This is a genomic window from Bacillus sp. FSL R12-0074, assembly GCF_038005725.1.
GTDB classification, from domain to species: Bacteria; Bacillota; Bacilli; order Bacillales; family Bacillaceae_G; genus Bacillus_A; species Bacillus_A mycoides.
Genome location: NZ_JBBOTR010000001.1, coordinates 3,742,013 through 3,757,609 on the forward strand (window position 1 = coordinate 3,742,013; position 15,597 = coordinate 3,757,609).

General features: G+C 35.6%; 20 protein-coding genes and 1 pseudogene. 5 read left to right on the forward strand and 16 right to left on the reverse strand.

Features of this window, described 5'->3' with window-relative positions:
- Nucleotides 1–59 precede the first annotated feature (59 nt).
- The 9 genes from NSS97_RS19315 to NSS97_RS19355 all read right to left on the reverse strand — a co-directional run bounded on the left by NSS97_RS19315 (nucleotide 60) and on the right by NSS97_RS19355 (nucleotide 4,990).
- Nucleotides 60–422 carry a hypothetical protein gene (locus NSS97_RS19315; RefSeq protein WP_002192661.1) on the reverse strand — a complete coding sequence of 121 codons (363 nt, stop codon included), beginning with the start codon at nucleotides 420–422 and terminating at the stop codon, nucleotides 60–62.
- Nucleotides 397–585, reverse strand: a complete 189-nt coding sequence (locus NSS97_RS19320; RefSeq protein ID WP_002128777.1) for a hypothetical protein — start codon at nucleotides 583–585, stop codon at nucleotides 397–399. The genes NSS97_RS19315 and NSS97_RS19320 overlap by 26 nt, the downstream gene beginning before the upstream one ends.
- A gap of 2 nt (nucleotides 586–587) precedes the next feature.
- Nucleotides 588–1,910 (reverse strand): replicative DNA helicase, encoded by a 1,323-nt coding sequence (dnaB, locus tag NSS97_RS19325; RefSeq protein WP_002192660.1) that lies wholly within the window; start codon nucleotides 1,908–1,910, stop codon nucleotides 588–590.
- The gene (locus tag NSS97_RS19330) at nucleotides 1,907–2,857 is read right to left on the reverse strand and encodes a DnaD domain-containing protein (protein WP_002192659.1); all 951 of its coding nucleotides are present in this window, start codon (nucleotides 2,855–2,857) and stop codon (nucleotides 1,907–1,909) included. Before NSS97_RS19330 ends, dnaB begins: the two co-directional genes overlap by 4 nt.
- Nucleotides 2,858–3,135: 278 nt before the next feature.
- Nucleotides 3,136–3,420 (reverse strand): hypothetical protein, encoded by a 285-nt coding sequence (locus NSS97_RS19335; RefSeq protein WP_002192657.1) that lies wholly within the window; start codon nucleotides 3,418–3,420, stop codon nucleotides 3,136–3,138.
- A gap of 183 nt (nucleotides 3,421–3,603) precedes the next feature.
- Nucleotides 3,604–3,825: an RNA polymerase subunit sigma gene (locus tag NSS97_RS19340; protein ID WP_107886435.1), complete on the reverse strand. Its 222-nt coding sequence runs from the start codon at nucleotides 3,823–3,825 to the stop codon at nucleotides 3,604–3,606.
- Between the two features lie 14 nt (nucleotides 3,826–3,839).
- Nucleotides 3,840–4,427, reverse strand: coding sequence for a sporulation sigma factor-processing peptidase (locus tag NSS97_RS19345; RefSeq protein WP_107886434.1), 588 nt, complete (start codon nucleotides 4,425–4,427; stop codon nucleotides 3,840–3,842).
- Between the two features lie 90 nt (nucleotides 4,428–4,517).
- Complete coding sequence (locus tag NSS97_RS19350) at nucleotides 4,518–4,766, reverse strand: hypothetical protein (RefSeq protein ID WP_107886433.1); 249 nt, start codon at nucleotides 4,764–4,766, stop codon at nucleotides 4,518–4,520.
- 32 nt (nucleotides 4,767–4,798) lie between these two features.
- A complete protein-coding gene (locus NSS97_RS19355; RefSeq protein ID WP_107886432.1) occupies nucleotides 4,799–4,990 on the reverse strand; it encodes a helix-turn-helix transcriptional regulator in 192 nt (63 codons plus the stop codon).
- A 171-nt stretch (nucleotides 4,991–5,161) separates the two neighbouring features.
- On the opposite strand from NSS97_RS19355, the gene NSS97_RS19360 reads away from it, so the two are divergent.
- The 5 genes from NSS97_RS19360 (at nucleotide 5,162) to NSS97_RS19380 (ending at nucleotide 8,701) form a co-directional block, all read left to right on the forward strand.
- A complete protein-coding gene (locus NSS97_RS19360) occupies nucleotides 5,162–5,599 on the forward strand; it encodes a helix-turn-helix domain-containing protein (protein ID WP_002088140.1) in 438 nt (145 codons plus the stop codon).
- A 12-nt stretch (nucleotides 5,600–5,611) separates the two neighbouring features.
- Nucleotides 5,612–6,040, forward strand: coding sequence for an ImmA/IrrE family metallo-endopeptidase (locus NSS97_RS19365; protein WP_341113846.1), 429 nt, complete (start codon nucleotides 5,612–5,614; stop codon nucleotides 6,038–6,040).
- Between the two features lie 187 nt (nucleotides 6,041–6,227).
- Nucleotides 6,228–6,413 (forward strand): hypothetical protein, encoded by a 186-nt coding sequence (locus tag NSS97_RS19370; protein ID WP_341113847.1) that lies wholly within the window; start codon nucleotides 6,228–6,230, stop codon nucleotides 6,411–6,413.
- A 32-nt stretch (nucleotides 6,414–6,445) separates the two neighbouring features.
- Nucleotides 6,446–7,039 (forward strand): hypothetical protein, encoded by a 594-nt coding sequence (locus NSS97_RS19375; protein ID WP_341113849.1) that lies wholly within the window; start codon nucleotides 6,446–6,448, stop codon nucleotides 7,037–7,039.
- A gap of 114 nt (nucleotides 7,040–7,153) precedes the next feature.
- Nucleotides 7,154–8,701 carry a recombinase family protein gene (locus NSS97_RS19380; protein WP_107886429.1) on the forward strand — a complete coding sequence of 516 codons (1,548 nt, stop codon included), beginning with the start codon at nucleotides 7,154–7,156 and terminating at the stop codon, nucleotides 8,699–8,701.
- Nucleotides 8,702–8,733: 32 nt separating this feature from the next.
- On the opposite strand, the pseudogene dpaB reads toward NSS97_RS19380, so the two are convergent.
- The 7 genes and pseudogenes from dpaB to rpsO all read right to left on the reverse strand — a co-directional run.
- A pseudogene (dpaB, locus tag NSS97_RS19385) lies at nucleotides 8,734–9,159 on the reverse strand (dipicolinate synthase subunit B); the annotation flags it as partial.
- Nucleotides 9,156–10,058 (reverse strand): dipicolinic acid synthetase subunit A, encoded by a 903-nt coding sequence (dpaA, locus tag NSS97_RS19390; RefSeq protein WP_002128797.1) that lies wholly within the window; start codon nucleotides 10,056–10,058, stop codon nucleotides 9,156–9,158. The pseudogene dpaB and the gene dpaA, both read right to left, overlap by 4 nt.
- A 172-nt stretch (nucleotides 10,059–10,230) precedes the next feature.
- A complete protein-coding gene (locus tag NSS97_RS19395) occupies nucleotides 10,231–10,479 on the reverse strand; it encodes a YlmC/YmxH family sporulation protein (RefSeq protein WP_002014571.1) in 249 nt (82 codons plus the stop codon).
- A 135-nt stretch (nucleotides 10,480–10,614) separates the two neighbouring features.
- A complete protein-coding gene (locus NSS97_RS19400) occupies nucleotides 10,615–11,856 on the reverse strand; it encodes an insulinase family protein (RefSeq protein ID WP_107886428.1) in 1,242 nt (413 codons plus the stop codon).
- 86 nt (nucleotides 11,857–11,942) lie between these two features.
- Nucleotides 11,943–12,842: a polysaccharide deacetylase family protein gene (locus NSS97_RS19405; RefSeq protein ID WP_002033683.1), complete on the reverse strand. Its 900-nt coding sequence runs from the start codon at nucleotides 12,840–12,842 to the stop codon at nucleotides 11,943–11,945.
- A 154-nt stretch (nucleotides 12,843–12,996) separates the two neighbouring features.
- On the reverse strand, nucleotides 12,997–15,150 hold the full coding sequence (gene pnp / locus NSS97_RS19410) for a polyribonucleotide nucleotidyltransferase (protein ID WP_002033682.1): 2,154 nt from the start codon (nucleotides 15,148–15,150) through the stop codon (nucleotides 12,997–12,999).
- Between the two features lie 161 nt (nucleotides 15,151–15,311).
- Entirely contained in the window at nucleotides 15,312–15,581 is a 270-nt protein-coding gene (rpsO, locus tag NSS97_RS19415) for a 30S ribosomal protein S15 (RefSeq protein WP_001229392.1), read from the reverse strand.
- Between the last annotated feature and the right edge of the window lie 16 nt (nucleotides 15,582–15,597).

Below are 15,597 nucleotides of genomic sequence, written 5' to 3' on the forward strand. Positions count from 1 at the left end.
CCCATGATATAATTACTTTGTCGAAAGTAGTCGGGAGTATTCTCGGCTTTTTTATTTGCTTATAAATACTGCACAACATTCTCCGGAACAAACGATTGTTCCAAGGATAGATGAAGCCGTATTGGAATCGGCTCTTTGCTATCCCTTGCTCGCTTACATATCTCTTCAGCTTCTTCCCAATCAAACTGTTTATCCTCCACTCGCTTATAACGCCAAATCCCAATTGTGTAATCCTCAAATAATTCGTAACGATCATCTGGCGCTGTCGTTGGTTTTAATTCGTCAATCGCCTTTGCTTGGCGTGGTATTTGTACAACAACGTCAGCAAAACGTAGTTTAGAATTTAACCGATGAACATGAGCCTTCTTAGGATCAAATGACACAACTCGTTCAACATCAAAAATTGTTAGCTGCTTTGTCATCGCTTGTTCCCTCCAATACCTGCAAGCTTGCAATTAAGATTCCTTCAAGCTGCGTTAATGTTAGTTGATCTAATGTTTGCCCATTAATTTCCGATAGTCCTAATCCCAATAATTTACGAATGATTGCTAGTTTTCTACGCTCTACTTCCTGACGTAACAACATGATTAGGCCTCCTGTTGGTGACTGAACTTCCGCTCTAAATTTACAAACTTACTAAACTCTTTAATGAATGCTAGTTCAACAACACCAACTGGACCGTTTCTCTGTTTCGCTAAAATGATTTCTGTTATGTTTTTATTTTCTGTTTCACGGTCGTAATAATCTTCACGATATAAGAATGCAATCAAGTCCGCATCTTGCTCAATTTGACCATTTTCACGTAAGTCTGAGAGTAACGGCCTTTTATCTTGTCTACTTTCAACAGCACGGCTTAACTGTGATAATGCAACCACACATACATTTAGCTCTCTTGCCATAAGTTTTAGCTTACGACTAATCTCACCAATCTCTTGCATACGATTTCCTTTGTGCTTTGGGTCACCTACAATAAGCTGCAAGTAATCAATTGCGACTAACACCTTTTTGTCTGGGTATTTGCGCTTTAGTTTCCTAGTCTTTGCGTAAATCTCTTGCATCGTTACATTGGCTTTATCGTATATTTCTAGTGGTAAATCATTTATCAAGCCCATAGCCTGACTAATCTTTTCCCAATCCTTTAAATTACATAGCTTTTTAGGGTTTTTTAATTTCGTAGCATCTATATTTCCAGTACTTGAGATCATACGCTTAAGTAACTGTTCTTCTCCCATCTCTAGCGAAAAGACTCCTGTTGCTGTATGAGCACTCGCTGCATGGAAAGCAATGTTTAATACAAATGCTGTTTTCCCCATCGAAGGACGGGCACCGACAATAATTAAATCGCCTTCTTGTAGTCCAGCTGTCATTCTGTTCAAATCATCGTAGCCAGTATTTATTCCCGTTAAATCTCCAACATCAACTTGCATTTTTTTATATAAATCAACGAGTGTTTCCTTTAGGTTAAAATCATCTGAATAACCTGTTTCTTCAATTGCGCTTAATTCATCAATCGATGTACTAATAGCGCTCATATCTCTTTCTTGCTGAAGACGATTATATAAATTACCAGCAACCTCTTGAGCATGTCTCATTTTCCAAGCTTCGATAATTAAACCTTCGTGATACGAAAAGTTTTTCGTCGTTGGAACAACTTCGGTTAAGTTTACAAAGAACGCAATACCACCAATTTGATTCATAAAACTGTCTTCGAATTTCCCCATGAGAGCAACAAGATCTATTGGGACTTCTGCATCCTCTAGTTCTCTCATCGCTTTAAAAATCGCTTGATGTGTTGGATTAGAAAACTGCTTTGGCTTTAGTTGGCAATCTTTAATTAAATCGCCTTCTTGGATAATGCTACCTAAAACACTTTGTTCGGCTTCTGCGTTACGAATCATATCGTTACTCATTGAACAGCCCACCCATTTTGTTGATTAAATGCTGCAAGTTCTGCATCCGTTGGAATGTTCTGTTCCCATGCTTGTTGCTGCTGTATTACGTTCTTAGTAGATTCTGATAAGCCTTTTTGTTGATAAGGAGCTTGCGTCGGCTGTTGCACCTTTGCTAATCGTTGAGTACGGAATGCTTTATCAGCTGCTTCAACATCTGCTACTGTTTTCAATCCTTTAAGATGCCAATCTCGTAAAATTGTATTTACGTAATTCATGTTTCTCGTATTCTTCTCTAAAGCAATTTCCATAGCTTTCACAACGAGCTCTGCATTTAAATCATCTATCCAAGCGTGAATACCATCTGCGATAAAAGGTGTAATGAATCCGAAGTTTTGCTCGTAAAAAGAAATTGGATTAACCTCAACAACTTCTTCCGCGTTTGCGCGTTCTTCTTGTTGTTGTTCTTTTTCTTTTTCTTCTTCTTTTTCTTCTTCCTTGCTAGGGTCTTGGAAGCCCCTTATAAGCCCCTCCAAACGTGCTGATAAATACTCCTTAATTCTTGGAATCTTAAAGTCTTGTTGCATTTCTAATTCCAAGCAAGTTTCATAGAAATCAACTAAAAAATCCTTATCCTTCACAGATTGAATTTCTTTTAAAACGCACTTTTCAATGTTCACATTTTTAATCGGATTGAATTTCAACCAGTTGATTAAGAACAATTCTTTTGTTTTTTGGTTGTAATTAATTTTCCCGTACTCTGCAAAGCGTTCTAATAACTTCATAACAGTTTCGCGGTTGTACCCTGTATCAGTTTCAATGATACGAAGTGGAAGCTCATAGATTCCTGATTGAGACGTCTTACTGTTTGTCATCAAATATAAGTAGAAATACTTTTCCTCCGGTGTAAGATCTAAAACAAATGAATCCTGCCAAAATGAAACATGTACTGGTCTATAAACTGCCATATTATTCATCCTCCCGTTTACATATCGCAAATCCGTCCTCTACACGTAATAAGCGATAATTCTCGTATCCTGTTTTGAGATATTGTTTTACTAAATAATTTAGGTGTTGCTCTGTTACCGCTTGCTGAAATACCTTAGGATTCAGCAACACTCTATGTAAGGTTTTGTCTAGAATCATGCAACACGCTCCGTTGTTATACGAATGCTAATTTGATATAATTAATCCTAAGATCTTTTGCAAAACCATTTATCTATCACTCTGCCAAGTGATAGATTTTTTATTTTCTACGTGTTACTAATGAGGCGTTAACTCCTCTTGCTCTTAAATCTTTAATCACTACACGATAACTCATCGATGCCTCATGTTCTTCTTTTGCATCACGAAGCATTTTAAATTCTTTCATACATCGTTCCAGTTCTTCTTCCCAATGATTTGATTCTTCGGCTGATTTTGCATAAAACATGTTATGAATACATGCAACCATACAGTTATGAAGTTTATTCGCAAATGAAAAGTCTCCTGGGAGAACTAGATCATGAAGACGATCGTATTTATGTGTCATGAATTATCCCTCCTTTCTATTTGAGTTGATGCTGTACACATCGTTACAACCAGAAAGGAGAATCATTTAAGGGGATGGGAGGAACAATCCCTTTCTGGTCATAACGACAAGCACAGTGACTTGTCCATATAATAAATAAAATGGTATAATTACTTTGTAGAATTTATTGCGAGCTACTGTTGTCTAGGCGGTAGCTTTTTCTTTTGCCCATTTATGTTTTAAAGTAAATGATGCCTCAATAATTTTGATTCGAATTCCCACTAACTTTTTCTCTTGTTGTAATTCTCCCGACTTTTTATCATCACCAAATGTTTTAGCTATTTTTATTTCACCAATTAACATTGCATCACAACGAATTAGTTCCTTATATTCTCTTAAACTTGGATTCTTGTAATCTACTGTCATTTACATTTCCTCCTTTACAAAACTTTTGTTAAAGTCATTAAGCTATCCACCGATTGAATAATAACGTTTTCTGACATAGCCTTTTGCAACCAACTTCTTTGTATTTGTTCCATAATGCCAAAATGAACTTGTTCAAGAGCTTGTACTACACATTGAGTAGCTTGAATTGTATCGAATATTTCCTTTGCATGAACTGTGTATTCATGTTTCTTTTTTTCATCAAGCTTCCATGACCTTGTTGCAACTTGTAAGTTCATGATTTCCTTCGCTGCTAAAATTCCCTCTTCAGCTTGTTTAATGTAATTCATCAATTGTAAATTCACATCTTGAGTTAAACGTGGATCTGTAGGTGGTAAACCAACACCATAAATATGTTTAATCGCTTGTTGGTTCAACTTTGCTCCTGTTGCATGGCACCAATCCATCGCAAGCTCAAATTCTGGTTTAGAAAGTCCAGATTCAATACGAGTTAAGCGTTCATGCGTAATACCAAGGTACTTAGATAATCCCTTCTTTGTTTTTAGCTGAACATTATCACAACATTCTCTAGCATTCTGTAATAATTCCCCTATTGCTGAATTGCAGTATATGCTTGTTCCCATATCTGTTCGCCTCCATATTTAGTTTTCAAATGGTTACAATGAATTTAGTACATATGTAACTTGTCTATTTCTCATATAAAAAGAGAGGAACTATTCCTCAATGTTTTCTTTCACTTGCATTTCTTTGATGATGGCCCAACCAGCCTTGTAATATGCTTGAAGGAGTTTATCAATATCCTTTTGCGATTTTGGCTCAGGAGCCACAACATGAACTTTCGTTTTTCCAAATTCATAAGTCGCCGCATATTCTTCTTGTTGACTCATGGTGTCACCTCTTGAAGAGCTTTTTATATGTTTATGCGATGGATCTGTTGGTACTGCCATGTTAGTTGCTGTCATTTTTTCACCTCCAGAAACATTTCGTTTCCTTTTTAACTAAAAAAAAGATCATCAATTGTAGTTTTATAAAAATCAGCTATTCTTTTAGCCAATTCTAATGAAGGCGTCCTATCACCACGTTCAATTGCCCCTAGCATTTGAGGAGTAATTTTCAAATGCTTTGCTACGACTAATCTTGATTGATTACTTCTAAATTCAATCATTTTATTTCTTTTTTTATCCAACATTCCACCTCCAAAGAAACAATTCGTTTCCTCATACCTCTAATATAAAGAAACGAATTGTTTCTGTCAATATTTATTAGAAACTTTTTGTTTCCTTTGTGGATTTAGAAACTAAACGTTTCTATAATTAATAAAAAGCGCCTATTCTTATTTAGAAAGAAGGAAGAATTTATGCTTGGAAAAAAGATTTCGGAACTTAGAAAAAAACAAAAACTAAGTCAATATGAACTTGCTGATCGCTTGGGCTTTTCAAGAGGAAAATTGGCTAATTATGAGCAAGGTCAGCGTGAACCAGATTATGATACTTTAAAGAAAATCGCAGACTTTTTTGAGGTATCAACCGATTATTTGTTAGATAGGACACAAACGAAAGAAATGGTTTCTAATAATCCATCTAAATTATCGATTAAGGAAGAACGTGATATCGCACGTGATTTAGAGAAAACATTAGAAGAGCTAGAAAACAGTGATGAAGCGTTAATGTTTGATGGAGAACCAATAGACGACCATACAAAAGAAATGATTCGTATTTCTCTGGAGAACTCAATGCGCATGGCAAAACAATTAGCAAAACAAAAATTCACTCCAAATAAGTATAAAAAAGATTGAACGGAGCGAGAAATGGAAATTAAAGAATACGCACTCAAAATCGCAGAAAAACATGAAACAACAAATCCATTTGAAATTGCTAGACGAAAAAATATTATAGTGTTGTTTGAAGACCTTGGGAATACTCTTGGTTTTTACAACACATATAAACGCTTTAAATTCATTCATATCAATAATCAAATTGAAGAAACAACTCAACAATTTGTTTGTGCTCATGAATTAGGACATGCATTACTTCACCCTAAAGCAAATACTCCTTTCTTGCGTAACCAAACTTTCTTTTCCGTGGATCGCTTAGAAGTTGAGGCAAATACATTTGCTGTGGAATTATTACTTACTGATGAAATAGTTTCTGAATATAAAAATACCAATCTATCTATTCAAGAGGTTGCGGAAATCCATCGGATTCCAAGAGGATTTGCTCGTTTAAAAACGTATTAATATAAATTGAAAGGTTAGGAGTTACATAGATGAAAATCTTTGAATTCATATCTTGGATTTAAAATTGAAGATCAGTCTTTGAGTAAAAAGTTTAATAATCCATATGTATATGATAAGAAAAAACGTAAGTATTTCTTTGAGAGATTCGTTACAACCTACTAAAATAAAAAAGGAAGGAAACAAGAACATGGATATAAGTTTATTAAATAATACTGATTTTTTCAAAGCTCTTCCAGCTGTTAATTTATTAATAAATTTATCACTGACTATATTATTTGGTTCAGCTGTTTTTACGTTTAGACACTTCTTCTTAGTGGCAACAACCTCTCATGTAGATCGTCTCTTTCTTGACAGCACGCAACAAAAAAAATAGACCTTTCTAACTTTTTTGTTGGAGCATTATTTATGTGTTATACGTATGGTATTATAAGTGCAACTTTCCATTTTAATTCTTATAATACTTTAATGCATAACAAAGATATATTGCGTTTCTTTCTCTTAACTTCCTTAGTTATTTTAATTTTTATTTACCCTACTTTTAGTACGGTAATTTATAAAAAGTTAAGAAAATGTAATCCTAATAAAATTATAAGAATTAGAAAATTAATCAATTACTTAACATTCTTATTCGTTTTACAAGTTTTAAGCGGGGGAATCTTTTGGTCATTTTGTTTTAGTGGTATTGTACTAAATTCAAAAGACCCACAATTATATTTTATAATTGTAATATTATTCATTATGTTAATTTTCTTACATACTAACTCATTAATGAAAATTTACAGATTATCTCGCCCTAAATACCAAACAAAAGAAATAACTAAAAAACAATTAAACGAGCTTCAAGACAGTGTACCGTTAATCCATATACATATAATTGATGATAAAAGAACTCTATGCATTCAAGCTGATAAAAAGCTTAAAGATCATTTTTATGTATGTGATTTTTCTTCAGAAGTATACCTAGAGTATACAATACACGAACGCTTTACTTTAAATTAATCATTAACATAGCAATAGAGCTCCTATCCAGGAGCTTTTCTTATACCGTTAATTCCATTTACTTCTTCTCTCTCTATTTCTCGTATAATAAACTAATAACAAGGAGGTCTAACCATGAAAACCGCAATCTACCTAAGAAAATCCCGTGCCGATCTTGAAGCCGAAGCACGTGGTGAAGGCGAAACTTTAGCAAAGCACCGCACTACCCTGCTGAAAATAGCGAAGGAAATGAACTTAAATATTTTATCTGTCCGTGAGGAAATTGTTTCTGGCGAGAGCTTAGTGAAACGTCCTGAGATGTTAGCGCTGCTTGAAGAAATTGAAGATAATAAATATGATATTGTTCTTTGTATGGATATGGATCGTTTAGGTCGTGGTGGTATGAAAGAGCAAGGAATAATTTTAGAGACGTTTAAACGCTCTAATACGAAGATTATGACGCCTAGGAAGACTTATGACCTTAATGATGAATGGGATGAAGAATATAGCGAATTTGAAGCATTTATGGCACGTAAAGAATTAAAGATTATTACACGTCGTATGCAACGCGGTCGTATCGCAAGCGTGGAGGCTGGTAATTACCTCGGTACCCATGCGCCTTATGGTTATGATATCCAACGTTTAAATAAGCGAGAACGTACGTTAACGATTAATTCAGAAGAAGCTTCTGTCGTAAGAATGATATTTGATTGGTATGCAAACGAGGATATGGGCGCTAACGCAATCAGAAGTAAGTTAAATGATCTTGGCTATAAAAGTAAGTTAGGGAATGAATGGAACCCTTATAGCATCTTGGATATATTGAAGAATAATGTGTACATCGGAAAAGTAACGTGGCAAAAACGAAAAGAAGTAAAACGTCCTGACGCTGTGAAACGTAGTTGTGCAAGACAAGATAAATCAGATTGGATTATTGCTGATGGAAAACATGAGCCTATCATACCTGAAAGCTTGTTTGAGCAAGTGCAAGAAAAATTAAACTCAAGGTATCACATTCCATACAATACAAACGGGATAAAGAATCCATTGGCTGGTATTATTAAATGCGCTAAATGTGGTTACAGTATGGTCCAACGTTATCCCAAGAACCGAAAAGAAACGATGGATTGTAAACACCGTGGTTGTGAAAACAAATCAAGCTATACTGAATTAATTGAGAAGCGTTTACTCGAGGCTTTAAAAGAATGGTACATCAATTATAAAGCTGATTTTGAAAAACATAAGCAAGATGACAAGTTAAAAGAAACACAAATTATTCAAATGAATGAAGCTGCATTACGAAAACTTGAAAAAGAATTAGTGGATGTCCAAAAACAAAAAAATAATTTGCATGATTTGTTAGAGCGTGGTGTTTACACTGTCGATATGTTTTTAGAACGTTCAAATGTAGTTTCTAATCGTATTACTGAAATTACTTCCACGATGGAAAACTTAAAAAAAGAAATTAAAACAGAAATTAAAAAGGAAAAAGTGAAGAAAGATACAATACCACAAGTGGAGCATGTTCTTGATCTGTACTTTAAAACAGATGATCCCAAAAAGAAAAACAGCCTCCTAAAGTCGGTTTTAGAAAAGGCTGTTTATAAGAAAGAAAAGTGGCAAAGGCTCGATGACTTCGAACTTGTGCTTTACCCTAAGCTCCCTCAAGATGGCGACATATAAGCGTTTATGCTTTGTCGTCACCTTGTTGGTGTAATTAGATTTACTCCATTAAGCCCTAAAGCATCATTCGTCGAAACAGCCAATACGACAGGCTTCCCATTTCTAAGCGTCGCTTTTGCTGCCATTAATACTGGAGAGTCTGTCATTGCATTTGCAAATTTACTCATCGAATTCCCTGTTAGTGGTGCAATCACCATGCAATCTAGTGGAATTTTCGGTCCTAGTGGCTCTGCGCCAACGATTGAATTAATTGCCTTAAAACCGGTTATTTCTTCGATCTTTTTAATCCATTCTTCCCCTTCGCCAAATCTAGTATTTGTTGATTGGACAGTATAAGAAACAACGGGACGTACTTCTGCACCTTCTGCAATTAACTTCTCTAAATGTGGCATAACTTCTTCATACGTACAATGTGACCCTGTAAATCCGAAACCAATTCGTTTTCCCTTCAAACTCATTTCTCATCATCCTCCTTTGCGATTGCATCTGCTATTAATAACTGAGAAAGAACATTCGCTAATATTTGTCCTGCTGTTTTCGGTGCAACAATCCCAGGAAGACCAGGTGCTAATAGTGCCTTCACTCCACGCTTCTCCGCATAGCGAAAGTCCGTGCCACCTGGCTTAGAAGCTAAATCAATAACTAGCGTATGAGCTGGCATTTTTGAAATAACATTCGCTGTCACAACGAGATGCGGAATTGTATTAATAACAATATCGATATTACCTACTTCTTTCTCTATGTCTTGCATATGAAAAGGAGAAAACATCATTTCTGTAATACGAGCAATATGTTCCGAACGTCTCGCTCCAACTTTGACATGTGCTCCTAATGATTGAAAGGCTCTTGCAACACTCATACCAGTTCTACCAAATCCTAAAACCATTACATTCGATCCATGAATTGTGTAATCAGTATGTTGAATAACCATCATTAGTGTACCTTCTACGGTCGGAATAGAGTTATAGATTGCAACATCATCACGATCAAATAATTTTACAAGTTTGCGATTTGTAGTAGCTACGAGATTTTCCAAGTAAGGTGTACCAATACCTGAATATATAGTGAAGTTTTCTGGCGTCTTTTCAATTTGTTCTTTCGTTATGGAAACTTTTTCATTTGAAAAAATAGTATCTACTTCTCCTCTGGCATTCGTCCCTGCAACCGGCAAAATAATTGCATCTAAAGAAGTGAAATTTAAATCTTGTATACTTTCCTTTGCTGCCCCTGTGAAGCCATGATCTAACTGTTCAAACCCTATTAATGAAAGTTTCGCGTCCAGTTCGACTAGCTTGCGAATTACTTCTAGCTGCCGTGCATCTCCTCCTATGACAGCAATATGCATCTCAGTCAACATTCCCTAATTCACCTTCTTTTTCTTTCATTTATAAGAAAAATGCCTACTTTTTCTTTTTCCTCCACATCATATGTAATGTACGAGTTTGAGGTGATTGAAAAACAAAAAGCACACGTGATTTATCTTCTTTATATAAAGATAAAAAAAAGACAACCAAAATGGTCATCTTTCACTATGATCTTGAATGGTTCGTAAGATCGCAAAGTATCATATCATTTCCAACCTTCTTTATTTTGCTCCATTCTACTCTCACTTCTTGCTGTTCTCTTTTAAAACCTCCCCATTTCCCAGCAGGTATAATAAGCGCTTGTATTTTTCCATCTCTCTCATCAATTTCTAAATCTGCATGACCTAAAACTCCCATTTTTTCTGCTCTTTCTAAATCCACAATCTCTTTGCCACTTAATTCACTTAAACGCATTAAATCTCCCCCTATCCTACTTTTTATGAAGGTTATCCTATAATAAGTACCTATTCTGCATATATAAAAAAAATAACCGCATCTCATATAAAAGAGATACGGTTATTTCCGAAAGCGAATGAATTACAAGATCGATTAAAGTTTCATTCCTTTTGGCAGTTTTCCATCTGGACTAATAAGTGCCGCAGAGAATTCATCGGTAAACATATTGCGAATTAACTCGTCTACATTTTGCTTTGTTACAGTGTTTACACTTTCAATAATCTCATCAAGAGAACGATGTTTACGAAGAAGCAATTCGTTTTTACCATTACGACTCATACGACTATTCGTACTTTCTAAACTTAACATTAAGTTTCCTTTTAATTGTTCTTTACTATTAACAAGCTCTTTTTCTGTAATACCTGTATTTTTCAACGTATTTAACGTTTCTTGCATTGTTTCATACAGTGTATCTAATTGTTTACTACCTGTTCCACCGTAAAGTGTTAACATTCCTGTATCTTCATAAGAAGAGTGATAAGAGAATACTGAGTACGCCAATCCACGTTGCTCACGTACTTCTTGGAATAAACGGCTACTCATACTACCGCCTAAAACATTATTTAATACAATTAAGTTATAAATATCTTCGTGTCCCATTTGCAAGCCTTTATATCCTAAACATAAATGAGCTTGTTCTGTTTCCTTCTTACGTGCTACTTTATTGAAATGGAAAATTGGGCTATGTACTTGTTCACGATTTGTTGTCCCATCGTAACTACCGAAATATTGCTCTACAGTTTGTAAAAATGCTTCATCAATATTCCCTGCAATTGATACAACAACATTTTCAGGTGTGTAATGATCTTTCATATATTGACGTAACGTATCACCTGTAAATGTTTCAAGCGTTTCTTCTGTTCCTAAAATAGGATATCCAAGCGGATGCGTTTCATATGTTGCTTTCGTTAACATATCATGCACAATATCATCTGGCGCATCTTCGTACATTTTTATTTCTTCACATACAACATTCTTCTCTTTTTTCAGTTCTTCCTCATCAAATGTTGAATTAAAGAACATATCTGCTAAAACATCTAATGCATATTTAGCATGCTCATCTAGCACTTTCGCATAGTAACATGTATATTCTTTTGAAGTAAAAGCATTTACTTGTCCACCAATGCTATCAAATGATTCTGCAATCTCTCTTGCACTTCGCGTTTCTGTCCCTTTAAAGAACATATGTTCCAAAAAGTGCGAAACCCCATTATTTTTTTCATTTTCATTTCTTGAACCTGCGTGGATCCATATACCAATCGCAACCGAGCGTACAGTTGGTATATTCTCCATAACAATTCTTACACCATTTTTACACGTATATTTTTTAATCAAAAACTTTCCTCCTAATGCCAGTTTCTCTAAATAATTGCTATTATTTAATGATAACAAGTTTAGAGATGAATGTCATGCAAATGTATTTAATCCACACGTTTTTCATCTAGTAATTCTGTAATATTCCCCACTTTATATCCTTGTTCCTTTAAATTTTTAATCATAGTATCTAGTGCTTCTGTTGTAGATGAAGTAGGATGCATTAGCACAATAGCACCTGGATGTATTTTTCGCATTACTCTCTGCAATAGCACACCCGGTTCTGGCCGCTTCCAATCAATTGTATCTACAGTCCACATAATCGTCCCCATTTGGAAATCATCCGCTATTTTTACTACCTCATCCCGGAAGCTTCCACTTGGCGGAGCAAACCATCTCACTTTCTGATTTGTAGCTGCTTCTATCATTCGATTCGTTTTTTGTAATTGATCTCGTATTTCATCTGTAGACAGCGTTTTCATATTAGGGTGTGTGTAAGAATGATTTCCTACTTCTTGATTTGCATCGACAATCATTTTGGCAAATCGTAAGTTTTCTTTCACCCAGCGTCCTTCTAAAAAGAAAGTCGCCTTCACATCATGTTTTTTCAATATCTCTAATATACGTGGCAAATACTCATTACCCCAGGCCACATTAATTGTTAATCCCACCATCTTTTTATTTGGATGTCCTCGATAAATGGGAGCTGGTGGTAAATCTTCTAAGTGAACACTCGGTGATACTTCCTTAAATTCAAGTTGTTTTTGATCAAACTTCTTGATTTTCTTCATATTATTATAGGACGCTTCTATATCCACTTGTTTTCCATTATACCCAGGCGTCGCCTTCCAAATCTTATCAATCATCGCATTTTGCGGCATAATCTCGTACTGTTTTACATGCTTTTGAATCTCTTCATGCAAGTTATCCTGCGCAAAAACGGAATAAGAGCCACAACCCATATATAAAGAAAATATAAATATGTACGCTAATATACGAGCTTTCATATAAACCCTCCCATTAACTATAAAAAAGAAACCATTTTCTTCTTATCTTTGTTAATTTGAGCGTTATGATGAAAACTATACCTATACTCACATAAAAATCTAAATAAATCACATTTTTTACATAACAAAAAAAGCCAGCTAAACTGGCTTTCACTTATTGTTGCTCTTGTGCGTTTTCTTCTTTAGCTGCTTCTTCTTTAGCTGCTTCTTTTTCTTGCTCTTCTTTTAGCAATACTTTTCTAGATAAGTTTACACGACCTTGTTTGTCAATCTCGATAACTTTAACTGAAATCTCATCACCGATTTTCACAACGTCTTCTACCTTACCTACACGCTCAAGTGCAAGTTCAGAAATGTGAACAAGTCCATCTTTACCGCTAAATAATTCAACGAACGCACCGAATTTTTCAACGCGTTTAACTTTTCCTAAGTAGATTTCGCCTACTTGTACTTCGCGAACGATATCTTCGATAATTTTCTTCGCTTTTTCATTCATCTCTTGATTAATTGATGAAATGAATACTGTACCATCTTGCTCGATGTCAATTTTAACACCAGTTTCTTCAATGATTTTATTGATCTGTTTACCACTTGGTCCAATAACATCACGAATTTTATCTGGGTTAATTGCCATTGTAATAATCTTCGGAGCATACGCAGATAACTCAATGCGAGGTTCAGCGATAACAGATAACATGTGATTTAGAATGTGCATACGACCAACTTTCGCTTGTTGTAATGCTTCTTCTAAAATCTCACGAGATAAACCATCGATTTTAATGTCCATTTGTAGTGCAGTTACACCTTTTGCAGTACCTGCTACTTTAAAGTCCATATCACCTAAATGGTCTTCCATTCCTTGAATATCTGTTAAAATTGTGTAATGCTCACCAGATTTCACTAGACCCATTGCAATACCAGCAACTGGTGCTTTAAGTGGTACACCCGCATCCATCATCGCTAATGTACTACCGCAAATACTCGCTTGTGAAGTAGAACCATTTGACTCTAATACTTCAGATACAAGACGAACTGTATATGGGAAATCCTTTTCAGATGGAAGTACAGGTTCAAGAGCACGTTCTCCTAGTGCTCCGTGACCAATTTCACGACGACCTGGTCCACGCATTGGTCTTGTTTCACCAACACTAAATGAAGGGAAATTATAATGGTGCATAAAGCGTTTTGACTCTTCTACACCTAGACCATCTAAAATTTGCACATCGCCTAATGCACCTAATGTACAAATACTTAATGCTTGCGTTTGTCCACGTGTGAATAGACCAGAACCATGTGTACGAGATAAAATGCCAACCTCTGATGCTAAAGGACGAATTTCGTCACCTTTACGACCATCTGGGCGGATTTTTTCAACTGTAATAAGACGACGTACTTCTTCTTTTACAATTTTATATAAAATCTCACTTACTTGTCCTAATGTATCAGCATCAGCTTCCTCAGCTTCGTAATGCTCAATTACACGCTTTTTCACTACGCTAATTGCATCTTCACGTGCATGTTTTTCGTGCACTTGAATTGCAGAATGCATATCTGTCTCAGCCATTTCACGTACAGCTTGGTTCAAATCAGCATCCACTTCATAAAGTTTCACTGCTGTTTTCTCTTTACCGACAGCTTGTACAATCTCTTCTTGGAATGCAATTAGACGTTTAATTTCATCGTGTCCAAACATAATTGCTTCTAACATTGTTTCTTCAGGTACTTGATCCGCTCCTGCTTCAACCATGTTAATTGCATCTTTCGTACCAGCTACAACAAGGTGCATATCACTTTGTTCTTGCTGTTCTACTGTTGGATTAATAACGAACTCGCCATTAATACGACCAACTGTCGCACCTGCGATTGGACCTTCAAATGGAATATCTGAAATAGATAATGCTAATGAAGAACCAAGCATAGCTGCCATCTCAGAAGAACAGTCTTGATCAACACTCATTACGATGCTGACAACTTGTACTTCATTACGGAAACCATCTGCGAAAAGTGGACGGATTGGACGGTCAATTAAACGACTTGCTAAAATTGCTTTTTCACTTGGACGGCCTTCGCGCTTAATAAAACCGCCTGGGATTTTTCCAACTGCATATAAACGCTCTTCATAGTTTACTGTAAGCGGGAAGAAATCTACATTTTTTGGCTCTTTTGATGCAGTTGCTGTAGATAGAACTGCTGTGTCGCCGTATCTTACTAATACTGCTCCGTTTGCTTGTTTTGCAAGCTGACTTGTTTCAATTGTTAGCTGACGACCAGCTAAATCTATCGAGAAGACTTGCTTTTCCTGACTCATTTAAGTACCCCTCTCAATTTAAAATATTCAATTCTTCTATGTAAATGGATAGTATATCACAATATTCTTTCCTCTAGTATTGCCGAAAATTAAGTAAGCTATAAAGAGTAGAAGATATATTTTTACCTAACAAAAAAGCGGGAATATTCCCGCTTCTTTGACTATCGACGTAAGCCAAGCTTTGTGATTAATTCACGGTAACGTGTGATATCGCTATTACGAAGGTAAGTAAGTAAGTTACGACGTTTACCAACCATCTTTAATAGACCACGACGTGAATGATGATCCTTCTTGTGAGTACGTAAGTGCTCGTTTAGAGTGTTAATTTGCTCCGTTAGGACAGCAATTTGAACCTCTGGAGAACCAGTATCAGTCTCATGAGTTCTAAATTGTGCAATGATTTCATTTTTACGCTCTTGTGTTAAAGCCATCCTATTTCACCTCCTA

What these genes read in the sequence shown, in the direction of transcription:
- pnp (WP_002033682.1), bottom strand. Translation starts at nt 15,150, where the DNA reads ATGAGTCAGGAAAAGCAAGTCTTCTCGATAGATTTAGCTGGTCGTCAG.
- rpsO (WP_001229392.1), bottom strand. Translation starts at nt 15,581, where the DNA reads ATGGCTTTAACACAAGAGCGTAAAAATGAAATCATTGCACAATTTAGA.
- NSS97_RS19395 (WP_002014571.1), bottom strand. Translation starts at nt 10,479, where the DNA reads ATGCGTTTAAGTGAATTAAGTGGCAAAGAGATTGTGGATTTAGAAAGA.
- NSS97_RS19380 (WP_107886429.1), top strand. Translation starts at nt 7,154, where the DNA reads ATGAAAACCGCAATCTACCTAAGAAAATCCCGTGCCGATCTTGAAGCC.
- NSS97_RS19315 (WP_002192661.1), bottom strand. Translation starts at nt 422, where the DNA reads ATGACAAAGCAGCTAACAATTTTTGATGTTGAACGAGTTGTGTCATTT.
- NSS97_RS19360 (WP_002088140.1), top strand. Translation starts at nt 5,162, where the DNA reads ATGCTTGGAAAAAAGATTTCGGAACTTAGAAAAAAACAAAAACTAAGT.
- NSS97_RS19345 (WP_107886434.1), bottom strand. Translation starts at nt 4,427, where the DNA reads ATGGGAACAAGCATATACTGCAATTCAGCAATAGGGGAATTATTACAG.
- NSS97_RS19405 (WP_002033683.1), bottom strand. Translation starts at nt 12,842, where the DNA reads ATGAAAGCTCGTATATTAGCGTACATATTTATATTTTCTTTATATATG.
- NSS97_RS19335 (WP_002192657.1), bottom strand. Translation starts at nt 3,420, where the DNA reads ATGACACATAAATACGATCGTCTTCATGATCTAGTTCTCCCAGGAGAC.
- dpaA (WP_002128797.1), bottom strand. Translation starts at nt 10,058, where the DNA reads ATGTTGACTGAGATGCATATTGCTGTCATAGGAGGAGATGCACGGCAG.
- NSS97_RS19350 (WP_107886433.1), bottom strand. Translation starts at nt 4,766, where the DNA reads ATGACAGCAACTAACATGGCAGTACCAACAGATCCATCGCATAAACAT.
- NSS97_RS19320 (WP_002128777.1), bottom strand. Translation starts at nt 585, where the DNA reads ATGTTGTTACGTCAGGAAGTAGAGCGTAGAAAACTAGCAATCATTCGT.
- dnaB (WP_002192660.1), bottom strand. Translation starts at nt 1,910, where the DNA reads ATGAGTAACGATATGATTCGTAACGCAGAAGCCGAACAAAGTGTTTTA.
- NSS97_RS19375 (WP_341113849.1), top strand. Translation starts at nt 6,446, where the DNA reads ATGTGTTATACGTATGGTATTATAAGTGCAACTTTCCATTTTAATTCT.
- NSS97_RS19370 (WP_341113847.1), top strand. Translation starts at nt 6,228, where the DNA reads ATGGATATAAGTTTATTAAATAATACTGATTTTTTCAAAGCTCTTCCA.
- NSS97_RS19365 (WP_341113846.1), top strand. Translation starts at nt 5,612, where the DNA reads ATGGAAATTAAAGAATACGCACTCAAAATCGCAGAAAAACATGAAACA.
- NSS97_RS19340 (WP_107886435.1), bottom strand. Translation starts at nt 3,825, where the DNA reads ATGACAGTAGATTACAAGAATCCAAGTTTAAGAGAATATAAGGAACTA.
- NSS97_RS19330 (WP_002192659.1), bottom strand. Translation starts at nt 2,857, where the DNA reads ATGGCAGTTTATAGACCAGTACATGTTTCATTTTGGCAGGATTCATTT.